The organism is Halovivax asiaticus JCM 14624 (genome assembly GCF_000337515.1).
Taxonomy (GTDB): domain Archaea; phylum Halobacteriota; class Halobacteria; order Halobacteriales; family Natrialbaceae; genus Halovivax; species Halovivax asiaticus.
This window is the reverse complement of the sequence record NZ_AOIQ01000015.1, coordinates 1-14,556: the sequence shown is the minus strand read 5'-3', so window position 1 is coordinate 14,556 and position 14,556 is coordinate 1. Positions and strand designations below refer to the sequence as shown.

The following is a 14,556-nucleotide window of genomic DNA, read 5'->3' as shown; positions in this document are numbered from 1 at the left end:
GATGACCGACGGTGGTGGCAGCGAGCACGAGCGAGATCCGACGGAAGGCGGAGCGGCCAACGGAACGCATCGTGTCACCCTCGGCGAGGACGTGCTCGACCAGTACCGCCGGTTCTCCCTCTATAACTCGCCCTATCCGGCCCACGACGCGGGCTGCGCGATCGACCTCTACCCCGGCGACAGCGACCCCGACGCCGGGCTCGCCACCGCCGCGCCGTCGCCCGTCGGCGGGACTGTCCGCGAGACGCGGACGGTTCGCGCCCCACCAAAACCCTACGCACCCGACCACGACCACCTACTTCTCGTGGACGTCGAGACACCGGCGCCCCTCCGCGGGCTCGTCGCCCGAATCCTCCACGTCGATCCCGTCGTCGAAACCGGCGACCGTGTCGCGATCGGCGACGACCTCGGCACGCTCGTCCGCGCCGGCTTCTTCGCCCCCTGGGTCGGCACCCACCTCCACGTGGGATTCCGGACGGCGAAACAGAACCTCCACCGCGCATCGGGCTCGCTCCCGATCGACCTCGGCGTCGCCGTCCGGCCGCTCACTTGGGACGGGACGGGGACCGTCGTCGCCACCGGCGAGACCTACGCGATCCTCGACGCGCCCGGCCACCCGTCACCCGGCGACGAGTGGGTCGGAATCGCGGCCGACGACGGTGGCGTGCTAGACGGCGGCCTGCCACACTACGAGACGGGTGGCGTCCTCCACGGGACCGACGAAAGCCGACCGACGAACGAGTCCCCTCGACGGGCCGAGCCCGCTCCGGAGGGCGGGAGGGCGGCGCAGTCGGTCCGGCTGAACGGAGACGCGATCGGCCGGGCAGACGGACGGACGATCCACTGGGGCGATGCCAGGGTGCTCGTCGACGGGGAGCCGGTGACCGGCCTCTCACTTTCCTGCGCTCGTGACGACGGATTCGGGCCGAAGCTGATCTGTCCGGATCGGGCGTTCGCGATCGGCGATCGCGTCGCGGTGTCGGTTGATCGAGAGTAGCTACCGGCAAGGGTCGACACGGTCGAGCCGATATCGCTCGAACTCATTCTGGCAGCGTCGGGACCCGTCGTTCGAGCGTTTGGAGACACGACTCGAGTACCGCCATCGGGTTCGAATCGTCGAACGCACAGGGTTCGCGCCGTGACTCGTCCCAGTCAGCGGAATCAACCTGAAAGTGGTTCGGACCGACATCCTCGTGCGTGCCGTCCTGATGCCATCCGCAGGACCAGTCCGCGCTCGCTTCCGCGTACTGAATCCGGAACCAGTCACGTCCGTCGCGAGGCCGCCACTCGACCTCGAGGCTCGCCGTGTCCGACCGATAGTCCGCCCTGAACCAGCTCGTCGCGTCGATCGTCGCAACGAGATGGGTCGGTCGCATCGGGCTTGGTCGTGCCTGAACGTGCTCGACGAACGGCGCACGCTCGAGTCGGTTTCGAAACCGCTTGTGAATCTCGAACCGGTCGAGGTGCGTGTCGCCGGGGACTCCGGGCACCATTTTACGCCGAGACACCCGGACAGTCACGGCCGGTCGCGTCGAGCGAGTCGTAGAGGGTGATCGCCTCCTGGAGCATGGTCGCACGCCGTTCGAAGTACGTCCAGTCTTCGGCGTCGCGAATGCGTTGCTCGCGATCGGCCGCGTCGACGCCGTCGTCGCCGACGCTCGCACGCAGTTCGTCCGGCGTTTCGACGTCGTACGTCAGACGGTAGTCGTTGATATCGTCCCTGATCGCGTCGAGTTCGTTCGCGAGGGCGTCTTTCGAGTACGTCTCGATCGACTCGCGGAGTTGGTCGAGATACTGACGTTTTCGATCCGGGGTGTAGCGCGTTTCACGTCCGACGTCGACGGTTTCGAGGATACCGGTCTCGACGAGCTGATCGAGGTACTTTCGAGCGGTATTCGGCGAGAGTTCAGCCGCCTCGGCGATCTCGCCCGCGTTTCTCGGTTCGCTGACAGTCATGGCGACGTCACGGAGACGGGTGAGTTTCGCCGCGTGCGCGTCCGAACTGGAGGGCATACACTCGCCGTTTGGCGCCCAGTAGAGTAGTATTTTTTGGTAAGATTCAAAATAGTGCGTTCGGAGTGCTGCACTCGTTCCGACGACGTCTCGAGTCCTCGAAGACGAAGAAACGGCGTTCAACGTGTCGAATCGGACAAACGCAGAATCCAAGAGTGCGCCCGACGGACGAGGTGGTATGAGCGACGAGTACGACGCGATGCGGGAGACGTTGCAGGCCCACATCGACGAACAGCACGAGTTTCTCTCCTGGCTGGGCATGACCGTCGAGCACGTCGAAGACGGACGGATGACGCTCCGGATTCCCTACGACGAGAAGTTGACGAACAGTCGCCCGAACGGCGGGCAATCGGGTCGGCGGGCGGACATCCACGGCGGCGTCGCGGCCACGATGGTCGATACAGTCGGCGGACTCGTCCTGCGGACGAAGTTCGACAGCCCCGTTCAGACCGGCGTGGCGACGATCAACCTGAACGTGAACTATCTGCGGCCGGCCACGGGCGACCTGTCGGCCACGGCCGACGTGATCCGCGTGGGTTCGACGGTCGGCGTCAGCAAGATTACCGTCGAGAGCACGACGCCGGACGGCGAGACCCACGAGGTCGCGAGCGGCCAGGGATCGTATCGGATCTTCCGAGAGTGACGCCGGTCCGGTTCGCCGCGACGTATCACGGAGTGCTGTCCGACGGACCCCGCACACACCCGCAGTCACCCGTCTCGTTCGTCCGCCTCTCCCGACAGCACCGTCGCGACGAGCGCCTGGACGTCGAGGGCATCCGGTCCCGCAACGTGGGCGAGGACCCTCGGTGCCGTCTCGTCGGGGACTCGCTCACCGACGACGAGTTTTGGACACCGAGCGCGGTGGAACCCTTCGACGAGGACGACATCGTAGTCGCGCTCCCGAAGTCGGATCAGGCGATTCCGAAGCGCGAACAGTTTCGCCGCGGACTCACCGCCCCCGGGACGCCGCCTGATCTCGAACGTCCGCGAGGGGGTTATCCCGACGACGGTTTCCGCACCGGCCGTCGCGTGCCGATGCGTGTCCGAGCCGGGCGTGTCGAGTTCGATGTCGTGATGAATCGATTTCACGGTCGCGACGCGGGTCGTCGAACCGAACGCGGGAACGAGTCGCTCGAGAAGTGTCGTCTTTCCCGCGTCGCTGTGCCCCACGATCCCCAGCACCTTCACGCCACACCACCTGCGAGGAGGGACGCGACCCGCTGGCGGTCGGCCGGCGTGTCGACGTCGAAGAAGGGACCCGGTCGGTTCTGCGCGGCGATACCGTCGACCGTTTCGACCGAAAGGCGGTCGAGTAGCGTCGCAACGGCGCGCTCGCCGGCATCGAGCGCCGCCCTGGCTGCGTCTCCGGCCGGCCGCCGACGGTACACGGCACAGAGCGGCTGCACTGCTCCCTCGATCGAGACCGGGACGGTGCACTCACGGGCGTGATTCGATAGCAACGCCTCGACGACTGACGGAGTCACGAGCGGCATGTCGCCGGCGACGACGGCCACGTTACGACTCGCGGTGGCCTCGGTCGCTGCCGCGAACCCGCCGAGCGGTCCCCGATCCGGAACGCGATCGGGGACGAACGCGATCGACTGTGACTTCCGCCCGAGTGCGTCTTCGAGCGCAAGCACCTGATCGGCCCGACAGGAGACGACGAGACCGTCGACTACCGGGTCGAGGGCCGCCGCGACGTGGGCGATCATCGGTCGGCCGGCGATGGTCGCCGTAAGTTTGTCCCGCGATTCGAACCGACGGGATCTGCCGCCGGCGAGGATGATGCCGGTCGTCACGATACCCCCTCCGCGAGCCCCCAGTCGACGTGCGCCCAGACGCGCTCGTAGCCGTAGTAGGTGCCCGTCTTCACCACGTTCGTCCCGAGGCCGATCGTCGCCGCGTCGGTGACGTTTCCGGTGACGAAAAACGCGACGGTGACGGTGACGATCACCATCAGAATTCGGTAGACAACCGTCTTGACGAGCGTTCGTGAGCGGGCCTGCAGCGCGGCCCGTGAAACGCCGGCGGCTGAAGGTAGTGATGACATGCGTCTGAACTATATCAGGTCGGGTCCTGTGGAGAGCGTTCCGACGGTGCGGTAGGCGGCGACGGCGCGACCCCGCAGGTCCCACACCGGAAATCGCCCTCGTCGTCCCGGCGCTCGGCGAGGGGTGCCGGCGGCGTCTCGGGATAGGGATCCGGATCGCGATCGAACCGGTCGAGGTCGGCCGTGACCAGCGTCTCGACCAGCGACGCGAGCGTCGGGTAGAATCCGGCATCTGCGTCTGCCCGGACCGCGTCACGGTACCGGCCCGTCCAGCGGCCGAGGTGATCTTCGAGGAAGTCCGCCTGGGCCCCGGCCACGACTTCCACGCCGGCGTCGTCGCCCCGACGCAGCAGGTACGCGGTCTGCAGGGCGAGGTGGGAGACGTACTCGAGTTCGAGGCAGAGGTGGTCGACGCGTTCGGACCCGTCGTCAGCCGTCGAGAGGTCGAACGCAGCGTAGAAGCCGGCAATGTCGGCAAGCAGGTCCGTGTTCGTGACGAGCGTCCCCGGCGCGTAGGCGGCCTGGTACTGGGAGACGTCGCCGCCGGCTTCGAAGCCAAACAGCGCGGCCCAGTCCGCGGCGAGGTCGTCGACGCCGGCGGACTCGGTTGGACTCGCCTCGGCGACGGCCGTCGCGTCGTCCGCGAGGTCGCGGCCCTCGGTCCCCGCTTCGGTCGCGCCGTCGAGCGCGGTCGCCGACTCGCGTACCTGCTCGGCGAACGTTTCAGAACGCAGCGCCGCCGCGAGCGGTTCGCCTGGTCGGTCGAAGGCTAGCGAGACGAGTTTGTACAGGCGTGCGCGGTGAACGTGCTCGGCCGCAGTCGTGGACCGGTATGATGGCGTGGTCGACCGATCAGGTTCGGACGCGGACTGGCCGGGTTCGGGCGTGGACTCGCCAGACTCGAACGTCGACTGCCCGGTCTCGGGCGCTGACTCGTCACAGTCGGCGCCGGATCGATCCGGATCGCCCGTGGACGCGTCGGGTTTCGAGGTGGGAAGGGTCGGATCTGACATGGTTACGTGATGTCGAGTCGGTAGACGTCGTTGTCCGCATCGAAGCGCTCGCGTTCGTACTGCGGTTCCGTCATGGGGACGCGGGCGACCGTCGAGCCGTCGGCGTCGTAGCCGATCGCTTCGTCCTCGGTGACCTCGAACGCCTCGATGCGCCACTCGGTCGATCCCATCAGGTGGAGAACTGCGCGCAGTTTTCGGTACTCCTCGTCGCCGCGACGAGCGCGCCGGTAGGTTTCCTGGGCGTCCTCGACGCGCGGGCCGAACATTTGCGTCAAGTAGTCCGTCGGCACGTTGATCGGCGGGATGTAGTAGACGTTGGGCTCCAGGCCCAGTTGCGGGTACAGCGGAAGGGCGACTTCGGCCTCGTGGACCAGATAATCGACCGGGGCCGACGGGTCGGCCTCGTCGGGTCGGTTGACCCACCCATGCATCCGGATCTTGCCCAGGCAGTTCTCGAAACACTGTGGAACGCGTCCCTGCTCGACTTTCGGATAACAGCCGACGCACTTCTGGGAGTTCAGTTCGACGGGGTTGTACATCGACTTGCCGTACGGGCACGCCCTGACACACTCCGTGTAGGACTCGCAGCTGTCCTCGTCGAGCAGGACGATACCGTCCTCCTGGCGCTTGTAGATAGCCTGGACGGGACAGCCGCCGGCGCAGGCGGCGAACGTGCAGTGATTGCACACCCGCGGCAGGTAGAAGAACCACGTCGGATGGTGGTCGCCGTCGATGTGGGTATCCGATTCGACGGCCTTCCCGGCGGGTTCGTCCTCGCCGAGGTTCGGTTGCGCCCAGTCGCGCTTCTCGGGACGATACCCCTCGATCCCCTTCGCGTGCATGGTTTCGGGATCGCCGTCGACCGCCATGTCCTCCCAGTCTACGTCGCGGGCTTCGAAGATCGTATCACCCTCGTAGACGCCGTCGGAACTCCACTCGCTGACGCCGAGTCGATCCAGGATCTCGACGTCCCACTGGAGGGGATACGATCCGTAGGGCTTCGTCTCGACGTTGTTCCAGAACATGTGCTCCTGGCCCTCGTTGTTCGTCCAGGTCGTCTTACACGAGAGCGTACAGGTCTGACACGCGATGCACTTGTTCAGGTCGAAGACGGCGCCCCACTGTTTCTCCGGACGCGCTTCCGGGTAGGGATACTCCATCTCGCGGCCGATCTGCCAGTTGTAGACGGTTGCCATCGTTAGTCACCTCCCTCCGATTCGGTCGTGAAATCGCCCCGCAGGTAGCGGGTCATTCGGTCGTCCTCCCGGGTCGGCCGGACGCCCTCGTCGACCGGTCGCCAGTTGCCCCCGGGGTCGCCGGCCTCGTTCACACCGCCGTCCTCGGCCTTCTCGATCCGCACGAAGGACTCCTTTGGTGCACCGTTGGCGGCGTGGACGTCCGGCTCGAACCCGACGTCCATGTTCTGTCCGAGCATGTCCTTGCGGGCCATCGAGTCGGTGAGCCACGTTCGGCGCAGCCAGGTCGTCGTCGCCGACTGGTGGCCGCCCTGGCGGTACATCGACACGTAGTTGGTGTCCTCGGCCTCGGCCTTCCCGTCATCGCGCTCCTGGGTGGCCCCGTAGGACTTGTGGGACGTCTGGGGGACGTTCATCCAGCTCCGGGTCACCCCGCGGGGCAGGCTCGGCTGGTACCGCACTCGCATCAGCGCGCGCGTATAGTCCGGGTCGGCGGCGTCGCCCCCCGGGACCGGCCGATCGGACGGATCGGCGTCGACCCAGACGTAGTCGCCGTCCTGGAGGGCCTCCTCGCGGGCGTCTTCGGGGTTCATCTCGACGAAACCCTCGCCGACGTAGGGCTTGCGCTCGTCGAAGGAGTCGCGCTCCGTCTCGCGGCCCATGTCGCCGTAATTGCTCCACCAGACCGCCATCTGCTTGAGATCGCTCCCGAAGGTGTGGGTCCCGTGGCGGTACTTCGGCGTCATGTAGACGTAGTCGTAGCCCTCGTCGAGGACCGTCAGCGGGTGGGTACTCTCGACCAGTTCCGACGGCGAGGTAACGACGTTGCGCACCTGCCGGTCGCTGGTGTCCCGGGCCGTCGCCGCGCTGTCCCAGCCGCGGTCGTCCGGCGTCTCGGGGGCGACCACCGGGCTGTCGCTGTCGTCGACGATCACGTTCGGTTCGTAGGGAGTCGCGTCCATCGGCTCCCGGTGGAGCGGGATGTGTTCGCCGGCCTCGGCGAACTCCGCTTCCTCGCGGAAGAACTCCAGCCGCCCAGTCTTCGTGTACCAGGGCCGACTGTCCCGCGTCTGCTCGTTGCCGACGTGCTTGGGGTAGGTCCGGGTCATGATGATCGCCGGCGTCCCCTCGCGAGCGTCCGCCAGCAAGTCCTCGATGTCGTACCCCTTGACGGCGTTCGAGCGATCGAGGATGCGCTGGAGGTAGGGCTTGGCCCGGTACTCCGATTCGTCGACGAAGGCCCAGTAGTCGGCGAAGCGGTCGTCCCCCGTCAACTCCGCGAGTTTCTCGGCGACGCCCTTGTAGTGTTGCGCGTCGTTTTTGGTGTCGTATATCCGATCGATCTCCGTCTCCGGCATCGTCGTGATGAAGGGGTTCGTGACGGAGGCGGTGATGTCGTGGACGTGGTGTTCGGCCCACGAGTCCGCCGGGAAGACGATGTCGGAGTACTCGCAGGTCATCGACCACCACCACTCGTTGGTGAAGAAGGCCTCGATGCGCCCGGTCCGGAGGGCCTTCTCGATGATCTTGTAGGCCCCTTTCGCGTTGCCGAGGATGGAGTTCGACCCCGACACCCAGAGCGACTTCGTCGGCGTGTGCATGTGCGAGTCACCCTGGAAGTACTCGCCGTCGACCGTCAGCGGCTTATCGAGGTTCGTGTAGAAGTGGGCCGAGTGGGCGTCCCAGCGCTTGTCGGTCCGGGCCGGTGCCGCTGGATCGAGTTCCGGATCGAACGGGTCCTCGTTGGCGTACTGGCTGACGCCGTTGAAGTACGCCATCCGGTAGTTCCCGGAGTACGAGCCGACGTTCCCGGTCCGGTAGCCGACGTTTCGCGTCAGCGCCGCGAGCAGGAACGCGGCGCGGCCGTGCTGATCGGCGTTCGCGTAGTGGTTCGGCCCCATCCCGGTCAGGAGCATCGTACGTTGCTGGTTATCGGCGAAGTCCCGGGCCAGGTTCTCGATCGCCTGCGGATCGGTGCCCGTGACCGCGGCGGTCGACGCCAGATCCCACGTCTCGACCAGGGACTCTTTGATCAGATCGAACACGGTCCGAACGCGGACCGTCTCGCCGTCGGCCAGATCGATCTCGAACTCGCCCTCGATCGTCGCGGGCACCTCGAAGTCGTCACCGATATCGTCGCGGGTAACCGGTTCGAACGCGCCGCTGTCGGCGTCGTGAACGACGAAGTCGCCCCACTCGCGCCGTAGTTCCTCGGTAATGACCTGCTCGTCGACGTCCGTCACGTCGACCCCGGGCCTGTCTCCATCGCCGGCCACGGCGTCGGTCTTCTCCAGGTCATCGGGTTCGTATCCCTCGAAGACGTCGCTCGCCCGGAGGAGTTCGTTCTCGTCCAGCCGGACCAGAAGCGGCAGGTCCGTATGTTTGCGGACGTACGCTTCGTCGTACAGTTCGTCCTTGATGAGGATGCGCGCCGCCCCGAGGAACAGCGCCGAATCCGTCGCCGGCCGGACCGTGACGACCTCGTCGCACTTCGAGGCCGTCGCGTTGTAGTCGGTGAAGATCCCGGTTACCGTCGACCCCTTGAGTTTAGCCTCGGTCAACCAGTGACAGTCGGCCATCTTCGATGTCAGGTAGTTGATACCGTCGAGGACGATGTGGTCGGCGTACTCGATGCTCGCGAGGTCGAAGTCGACCGTCTGCTGGCCGGTGACCATCGTGTGGCCCGGCGGCAGGTCGGTGTGGAAGGAGTAGTTATCCAGTCCCATCGCGCCCAGAGCCTCGTCCTCGCTCACGTCGCGGACGTGGTTGTCGAGCAACGCCATCGAGTTGGCGTTTCGATACTGGCCGAACAGCTTGATGACGCCCAGAAGCGGCATGCCGCCCCGGAACTTCATCGTCCGGACGCCGGCGCCCCGAGTTTCCTCGACGACCCGTTCGTCGTAGCCTTGGTCGAGCAACGACTCCGTACCGTCCTCACCACTGTAGTACTCGGCGAGTTCGAGGAACGTCCGCGCGGCGAGTTCGTGAGCCTCCTCGTGGGACACCTCGACGAAGCCGTCCTCACCGCGCCTGGCGTACGCTTCGGGCATCGAGCCGTCCGCGTCGCGGGGGAAGCCGTCCTCGACCCACTGCATGAATCCCTCGCGAACCATCGGGGCCTTGACCCGACGTTCGTCGTAGAACCGTTCGACCATCGCCAGCCCCTTGTTACAGACCCGCGGGTCCCAGCGCTGGGAGGCCTGGTTCCCGTCGAGATCCATCGCCTCGCCGTAGTTCATCGACGGACCCAGACGAGTGATCTGGTCGTTCTTGACGGTGGCCTCGAGGTAGCAGTTGTGCGTGTCGTTTGGCGTACAGGTAAGCACGAAGGAGTCGTCGGGCTCCCAGATGTCGCGATACTTCTGATCCCACCCCTCGTTGGGGTACTCCGCCAGCGGGTTCATCGGACCGTCCTCGCCCGGGTCCCCCTCACGCGTCAGTCGACGGTAGCCCAGGATCCCGAGACCGGACGCGACGGCCGTTCCCGCGGCCGCAGCGCCCAGTTCCCGGCGGCTCAGTTCGAGCTCGCCATCCTCACCCATGGTCCCACCCCGCGATGGTGACACCCATGGACTCAGCGACCAGCCGCGCGACGCTCCGACGGTCGGGTCGGTCGGTTTGTGATCGCCTGTGCAACATACATCCCACGCTTCAACAGGAAGGAATTAACGTCGTCCGACGGTTCCCATTTCCCGGGGACGACGGGGGCGAAAACCTCGATATAGTGGATGGTTATATTGACGGTAATCGAAGGTCGGCCGCTCCACCGACTGTCGGTTCCAGCGCCGACCGGTCTCGCGTCACTCTAGCACCGGCGGTTCCGCCGGTTCGGCCGCGAGATCGAGGCGCCAGCCGTCCCGCCCGAGATCGGTCGCCGTCGTTTCCGCGAGGCGACGATCACCCCGTTCGAGGGCCGCCTCGACGTCCGCGACCAGCGCCGACGGGTCGTGACGGAGACGGAGCGTAATCGCCGTTTCGCGGCCCAGTTCGCCCATCGCCTGTCGCCTGCGTGCGGCGGGCGGCAACCCCCGAAGGTCGATGGCGTCGGCGAGCGGCTGCGGCCCGGCCCTCTCCTCGCGGAACGAAGCGACCGTCTCGCCGAGGGCGGCGATGGCCCGCGCGCCGGGCGTCGTCGGGTCGGCGAACGAACGCGCCGTCGGCTCCCGGAGCGACGGATCGAACGGGACCGGCGCGGCTGTGGCCGCAGCATCGATCCGGGGAGCACCGTCCCAGTCGTCGAACGGTCCGCGGTCCGCGTCGGTCGCGACCATGTTCGGAACCACGATCGTATCGACGTCGTTCGCCGCGAACAGGGCACCCGTCCGTTCGGCGGCCCGGACGGCCGCATCGGTCGGCGTGGTGACCAACAATCCGCCGTCCAGGGGCGCCTGCTGGACGATCGTGTAGACGGCGTCGCCGATCCCAGGCGGAAGGTCGACGAGAAGCACGTCCCGGTCGTCCCAGGCGGCATCTTCTACGAGGTCCGTGAGGACGTCGTGAACCATCGCACCGCGCCAGGCGGTCGGCCCATCGTCGGCGATCAGTTCCAGACTCACGACCTCGATCCCGTCGGCGTCGACCGGCTGCAGTCGGCCGGCGGGCGTCTGCGGAACCGGACCCGTCACCCCCAGCAGGTCCGGGAGGTCGGGCGCGTAGACGTTGGCGTCGAAGACCGCGACGTCGAGCCCGGCGGCATGGAGCGCGCGAGCGAGGCCGGCCGTCACCGTCGTTTTTCCGACGCCGCCTTTCGCGCTGGCGACCGCGAGCACGGAATCGACGCCGGTGATCGCCAGCCCGGACGCCGGCGCCGCGGCGTCGACGGCTTCGAGCCGGACGTGGTCGACGCCCGCCGTCGACAGACCGGCGCCCCGGAGCTGATCAGCGACGCGCTCGGCCGTCCGCTGGTCGAGTCGATCGAACGCGACGGTGAGTGTCACGATGCCGTCGTCGGCACGGACGGTTTCGATGATCCCCTCGGCGATCGGATCTCCACCCGGCAGCTCGACCGTTCGAAGCTGGTCGACAACCGCTCGGCGAATCTCGTCGTCGGTTCGTGGCGCCATGCGTTCGAGTTCGATGTGTGTGAATTTTTCACCTGCCCATCGTTCCCAGGCGCTGGGAACCGCCGCGTTCGATAGCAGGCCAGCGTCGGCTAACCGCCGTCTGACGTTCCCTGCGCCGGGTCCACAGATCCGTGGTCGCCGGGGATCGAGAATACCGGCTCAGTCCAGGGTCCCGAGTTCGAGCGAGAGACAGAACACGGAGCCGCCTGCCTTCTCGAATTCGCCCGTCTCGACGGGAACCGGTTCGTATCCCGCATCCCGAAGGATCGCCTCCGTCTCCGAATTCCCGGCGGGCAGCAGCACGTGCTCGCCGTCGACACAGTGGGCGTTACCGGCCATCCCTTCGCGGGATTCCTCGACGGGGATCTCGAGGACCGTCTCGAACACCGCCTCGATCCGGGCGAGGCCGTCGTCGGTGAACGCCTCGGGCTGGATCAGCGCCGTCGTCTCGTCGAGCGGCGTCAGGCAGACGTCGAGGTGGTAGTAGCGGTCGTCCGTGAGTTCGAGCACGAGCACCGGGACGTCGAGCCGGTCGGCCAGGTCGTCGTAGACCGCACGATCCGTTCGGACGCCGTAGCCGCCCCAGAGCAGACGGTTACCGGGATGCCAAAGTGCGTCACCGGCCCCCTCGAACGTGCCGGCGGGGGCGTCGAAGATCTCGTAGCCCGCATCCGTGGCCCAGGTTTCGAGGTACGCGGGTTCGCCCTGGCGCTCCTCTGTGGCCATCGACGCGAGGACGAAGCCGTCGCCGTCGGCGGTCGGAACGCCGAGGTTCGCCGCGAAAACGAGATCCGGGTGGGCAGCCGGGCGGGCGGGTTCGGCCGTCGCAGTCGTCTCCCCACCGCCGGTGTCGAGGCGCCGCCAGCTGTCGTCGGGGTCGAGGACCGCGACGTCGGCGTAGCGGTCGTAGGCGTCCCGGAGCGTCCGCCACTGCTCAATCGCTCGCTCTCGATTCACGTCGCCGCCCATGTACGGGTTGATTTCGTACGTGACGTCGAAGTGCGTCGGCCGGACGAGAAGGATTCGATCGTACCCGGGCCGATCGGCACAGTCCGAGACCGTGAACGGCAGTGATTCGCCCTCGTCGACGACGCGGACCGTGTCTCCAGCCATTGTTCGAGACTCTTCAGAGCCGAGAATAACGGTTCCGGTTCGACCCGCTATCGAAGCCGCGACCTCAGGCGAACGAGACCGCGTCGCTCCCGTGGACCTCGCCGAAGAGCCACTCGGCGTGCTCGAGGGCGTACTCGTGGTGGTCGTCCTCGATGGCGCCGATACAGTCCGCTAAGAGGATCGGTCGGAAGTCACGCAGCCCAGCGCTCCCCGCTGTGTGGAGGACACAGACGTTTGCGAGCGTCCCGCAGAAGAGCAGGTCACGGATGCCGCGGGCGGCGAGCCAGCCCTCGAGTTCGGTCCGCTGGAAGGCGTCGTAAGTGTGTTTCTCGACGACGTGATCCGCCCGGTCGGCCGGGAGCCCGGCGACGAACTCGGCGCCCCACGAGTCCGCGACGACGTGTTCGCCCCACTGATCGAACTCGTCGTAGTAGTGCGCGTCGTCGAACTGTTCGGGCGGGTGAACGTCCCGAGTGAAGACGACCGACGCGCCTGCGTCCGCCGCTCGCTCGACGAGCGAGGCGATCGGTTCGGTCACGTCCGCGCTGCCCGGCGCGTAGAGTGCGCCGTCGGGGTGGGCAAAGTCGTTCTGCATGTCGACGACGATCACCGCCGTCTCGTCCGGATCGAGTTCCATACGCGCGTGTAGGCGTGTCCGATCAATGACTGTTACGTCTACGCAGTCCCTCACCGCCGTCTACTCGATCTGGCACCGACGTTTGCTCGGTTGGCACTGGCATCTGCTCGACCCGTCACTCCCGGCTCAGCAGGCCGGTCGTCTAGCGATCTGTCGATCGACCGAGGTTCTTAAGCCGACGCCGACAGAACCTGTGCGTATCGATACCGATGTTCCCGACACGCACTCGTGTTCTCGCCGTGCTTCTCGCCGTCACGCTGGTCGTCCCGCTCGCAGTGGGACCGGCAACCGGGGCCGCGGCCACGGCGGTGAGCGACGAGTCACCGGCCACCAGTTCCGGCGCATTTGAACCCGCCGCAAGCGAGACGATCGCACCAGCGACACCACCGATCGCCGCACAGACCGACGATCGACCGGACAATCCCACGACGAGTGAGACGATCGGGTACGTCGACGGCTACTGGTACGACGACGCCCTCCCCGTCGACGACCGCGACGGCGCCCACGTCCCCGAGGAGGAACTTCAGGCGGTCGTCTACCGGTCGATGGCCCGCGTCGAGACGATCCGCGAGCGAACGTTCGAGACGACGCCCGACGTCGAAGTCATCACCCGCGAGGAGTTCCAGAACGACACCGGCGTCCTCTTCGGAAACATCACCGAGCGCGACGAACTGCTCGAGAACGTCCGCTACGAGGCGCTCTTCATGGTCGATCGAGAGCGCGACGCCGTCGAGGCCTACAAAGAACTCTACGGCGGCTCTGTCGCGGGGTACTACGAGCCGAGTACCGACCAGATCGTCCTCGTTTCGAACGATCTCGAGTCGGTCGAAGTGAACGAAAACACGCTCGCACACGAGCTCGTCCACGCGTTGCAGGACCAGCTCTTCGGCCTCGAAGACTTCGATCGGTCGACGACGAACAAGGACGTCGCTGTCAACGGCCTGGTCGAAGGGGACGCCTCCTTCGTCGATCGACAATACACGGAGCGGTGTCAGGCCGAGTGGACCTGCCTCGTGCCGGAGACGGACCAGCCGGGAATGGAGGGCGTCTCCTGGGGGCAATATTTCTCCATGTTCATGCCCTACGACGAAGGACCCAGTTTCGTCGAACACGTCTACGACGAAGGCGGCTGGGCGGCCGTCGATGCCCGATACGAGAGCGATGTCCCGGCGAGCGCCTCAGAGATCATCCACCCGGGCACCGACCGTGAACCGATCGACCTCGATATCGAGGATCGGTCGTCCGAGAAGTGGTCACCGCTCGCGATCAACGACTCGGTCTCCCGCCTGACGATGGGCGAGGGGACGATCGTCTCGATGTTCGCCGACGGGACGGTCACCGACGAACCGTCGGTGCTCTCCGCGAACGAGTTTCTCACGATGAGTGGTGATCTCCGGTACGACCAGCCGATCTCCGACGGCTGGGCCGCGTTCGGCGTCATGGGTGGCTACATGCAACCGCAGGGCCACGT

Annotated in this window: 14 protein-coding genes; 3 read left to right on the top strand and 11 right to left on the bottom strand. The window is 66.6% G+C overall.

What is annotated here, in order from left to right:
* Position 1: 1 nt before the first annotated feature.
* Positions 2-997 carry a hypothetical protein gene (locus C479_RS09690; protein WP_007701601.1) on the top strand — a complete coding sequence of 332 codons (996 nt, stop codon included), beginning with the start codon at positions 2-4 and terminating at the stop codon, positions 995-997.
* Between the two features lie 43 nt (positions 998-1,040).
* Here C479_RS09690 and C479_RS09685 read toward each other — a convergent pair whose 3' ends face one another.
* The gene (locus tag C479_RS09685; protein WP_007701598.1) at positions 1,041-1,493 is read right to left on the bottom strand and encodes a hypothetical protein; all 453 of its coding nucleotides are present in this window, start codon (positions 1,491-1,493) and stop codon (positions 1,041-1,043) included.
* A gap of 1 nt (position 1,494) precedes the next feature.
* The gene (locus C479_RS09680) at positions 1,495-2,013 is read right to left on the bottom strand and encodes a winged helix-turn-helix domain-containing protein (RefSeq protein ID WP_007701595.1); all 519 of its coding nucleotides are present in this window, start codon (positions 2,011-2,013) and stop codon (positions 1,495-1,497) included.
* A 178-nt stretch (positions 2,014-2,191) separates the two neighbouring features.
* Here C479_RS09680 and C479_RS09675 point away from each other — a divergent pair, with 178 nt between their 5' ends.
* Positions 2,192-2,656, top strand: a complete 465-nt coding sequence (locus C479_RS09675) for a PaaI family thioesterase (protein ID WP_007701593.1) — start codon at positions 2,192-2,194, stop codon at positions 2,654-2,656.
* A 65-nt stretch (positions 2,657-2,721) separates the two neighbouring features.
* Here C479_RS09675 and mobB read toward each other — a convergent pair whose 3' ends face one another.
* From mobB to C479_RS09630, 9 genes are all read right to left on the bottom strand, one after another.
* A complete protein-coding gene (mobB, locus tag C479_RS09670; RefSeq protein ID WP_007701591.1) occupies positions 2,722-3,201 on the bottom strand; it encodes a molybdopterin-guanine dinucleotide biosynthesis protein B in 480 nt (159 codons plus the stop codon).
* Positions 3,198-3,812, bottom strand: a complete 615-nt coding sequence (mobA, locus tag C479_RS15875) for a molybdenum cofactor guanylyltransferase (protein WP_007701588.1) — start codon at positions 3,810-3,812, stop codon at positions 3,198-3,200. The genes mobB and mobA overlap by 4 nt, the downstream gene beginning before the upstream one ends.
* On the bottom strand, positions 3,809-4,063 hold the full coding sequence (locus C479_RS16085) for a DUF2061 domain-containing protein (RefSeq protein ID WP_049907229.1): 255 nt from the start codon (positions 4,061-4,063) through the stop codon (positions 3,809-3,811). Before C479_RS16085 ends, mobA begins: the two co-directional genes overlap by 4 nt.
* Before the next feature lie 14 nt (positions 4,064-4,077).
* Positions 4,078-5,076, bottom strand: a complete 999-nt coding sequence (locus C479_RS09655; RefSeq protein WP_007701581.1) for a TorD/DmsD family molecular chaperone — start codon at positions 5,074-5,076, stop codon at positions 4,078-4,080.
* A 2-nt stretch (positions 5,077-5,078) separates the two neighbouring features.
* Positions 5,079-6,272, bottom strand: a complete 1,194-nt coding sequence (locus C479_RS09650; RefSeq protein ID WP_007701579.1) for a 4Fe-4S dicluster domain-containing protein — start codon at positions 6,270-6,272, stop codon at positions 5,079-5,081.
* 2 nt (positions 6,273-6,274) lie between these two features.
* The gene (locus C479_RS09645; RefSeq protein WP_007701576.1) at positions 6,275-9,814 is read right to left on the bottom strand and encodes a molybdopterin-dependent oxidoreductase; all 3,540 of its coding nucleotides are present in this window, start codon (positions 9,812-9,814) and stop codon (positions 6,275-6,277) included.
* A 258-nt stretch (positions 9,815-10,072) separates the two neighbouring features.
* The gene (locus C479_RS09640) at positions 10,073-11,335 is read right to left on the bottom strand and encodes a P-loop NTPase (protein ID WP_007701556.1); all 1,263 of its coding nucleotides are present in this window, start codon (positions 11,333-11,335) and stop codon (positions 10,073-10,075) included.
* 159 nt (positions 11,336-11,494) lie between these two features.
* Positions 11,495-12,448, bottom strand: a complete 954-nt coding sequence (locus C479_RS09635) for a dimethylarginine dimethylaminohydrolase family protein (RefSeq protein ID WP_007701553.1) — start codon at positions 12,446-12,448, stop codon at positions 11,495-11,497.
* Positions 12,449-12,512: 64 nt separating this feature from the next.
* Entirely contained in the window at positions 12,513-13,085 is a 573-nt protein-coding gene (locus C479_RS09630) for a cysteine hydrolase family protein (RefSeq protein WP_007701551.1), read from the bottom strand.
* Between the two features lie 239 nt (positions 13,086-13,324).
* Between C479_RS09630 and C479_RS09625 the strand changes: the two genes are divergently transcribed.
* A partial coding sequence (locus C479_RS09625) for an Hvo_1808 family surface protein (RefSeq protein WP_152415865.1) occupies positions 13,325-14,556 on the top strand: 1,232 nt, incomplete at its 3' end.

What these genes read in the sequence shown, in the direction of transcription:
- C479_RS16085 (WP_049907229.1), bottom strand. Translation starts at nt 4,063, where the DNA reads ATGTCATCACTACCTTCAGCCGCCGGCGTTTCACGGGCCGCGCTGCAG.
- C479_RS09655 (WP_007701581.1), bottom strand. Translation starts at nt 5,076, where the DNA reads ATGTCAGATCCGACCCTTCCCACCTCGAAACCCGACGCGTCCACGGGC.
- C479_RS09675 (WP_007701593.1), top strand. Translation starts at nt 2,192, where the DNA reads ATGAGCGACGAGTACGACGCGATGCGGGAGACGTTGCAGGCCCACATC.
- C479_RS09680 (WP_007701595.1), bottom strand. Translation starts at nt 2,013, where the DNA reads ATGCCCTCCAGTTCGGACGCGCACGCGGCGAAACTCACCCGTCTCCGT.
- C479_RS09630 (WP_007701551.1), bottom strand. Translation starts at nt 13,085, where the DNA reads ATGGAACTCGATCCGGACGAGACGGCGGTGATCGTCGTCGACATGCAG.
- C479_RS09640 (WP_007701556.1), bottom strand. Translation starts at nt 11,335, where the DNA reads ATGGCGCCACGAACCGACGACGAGATTCGCCGAGCGGTTGTCGACCAG.
- C479_RS09645 (WP_007701576.1), bottom strand. Translation starts at nt 9,814, where the DNA reads ATGGGTGAGGATGGCGAGCTCGAACTGAGCCGCCGGGAACTGGGCGCT.
- C479_RS09685 (WP_007701598.1), bottom strand. Translation starts at nt 1,493, where the DNA reads ATGGTGCCCGGAGTCCCCGGCGACACGCACCTCGACCGGTTCGAGATT.
- C479_RS09650 (WP_007701579.1), bottom strand. Translation starts at nt 6,272, where the DNA reads ATGGCAACCGTCTACAACTGGCAGATCGGCCGCGAGATGGAGTATCCC.
- C479_RS09635 (WP_007701553.1), bottom strand. Translation starts at nt 12,448, where the DNA reads ATGGCTGGAGACACGGTCCGCGTCGTCGACGAGGGCGAATCACTGCCG.
- C479_RS09690 (WP_007701601.1), top strand. Translation starts at nt 2, where the DNA reads ATGACCGACGGTGGTGGCAGCGAGCACGAGCGAGATCCGACGGAAGGC.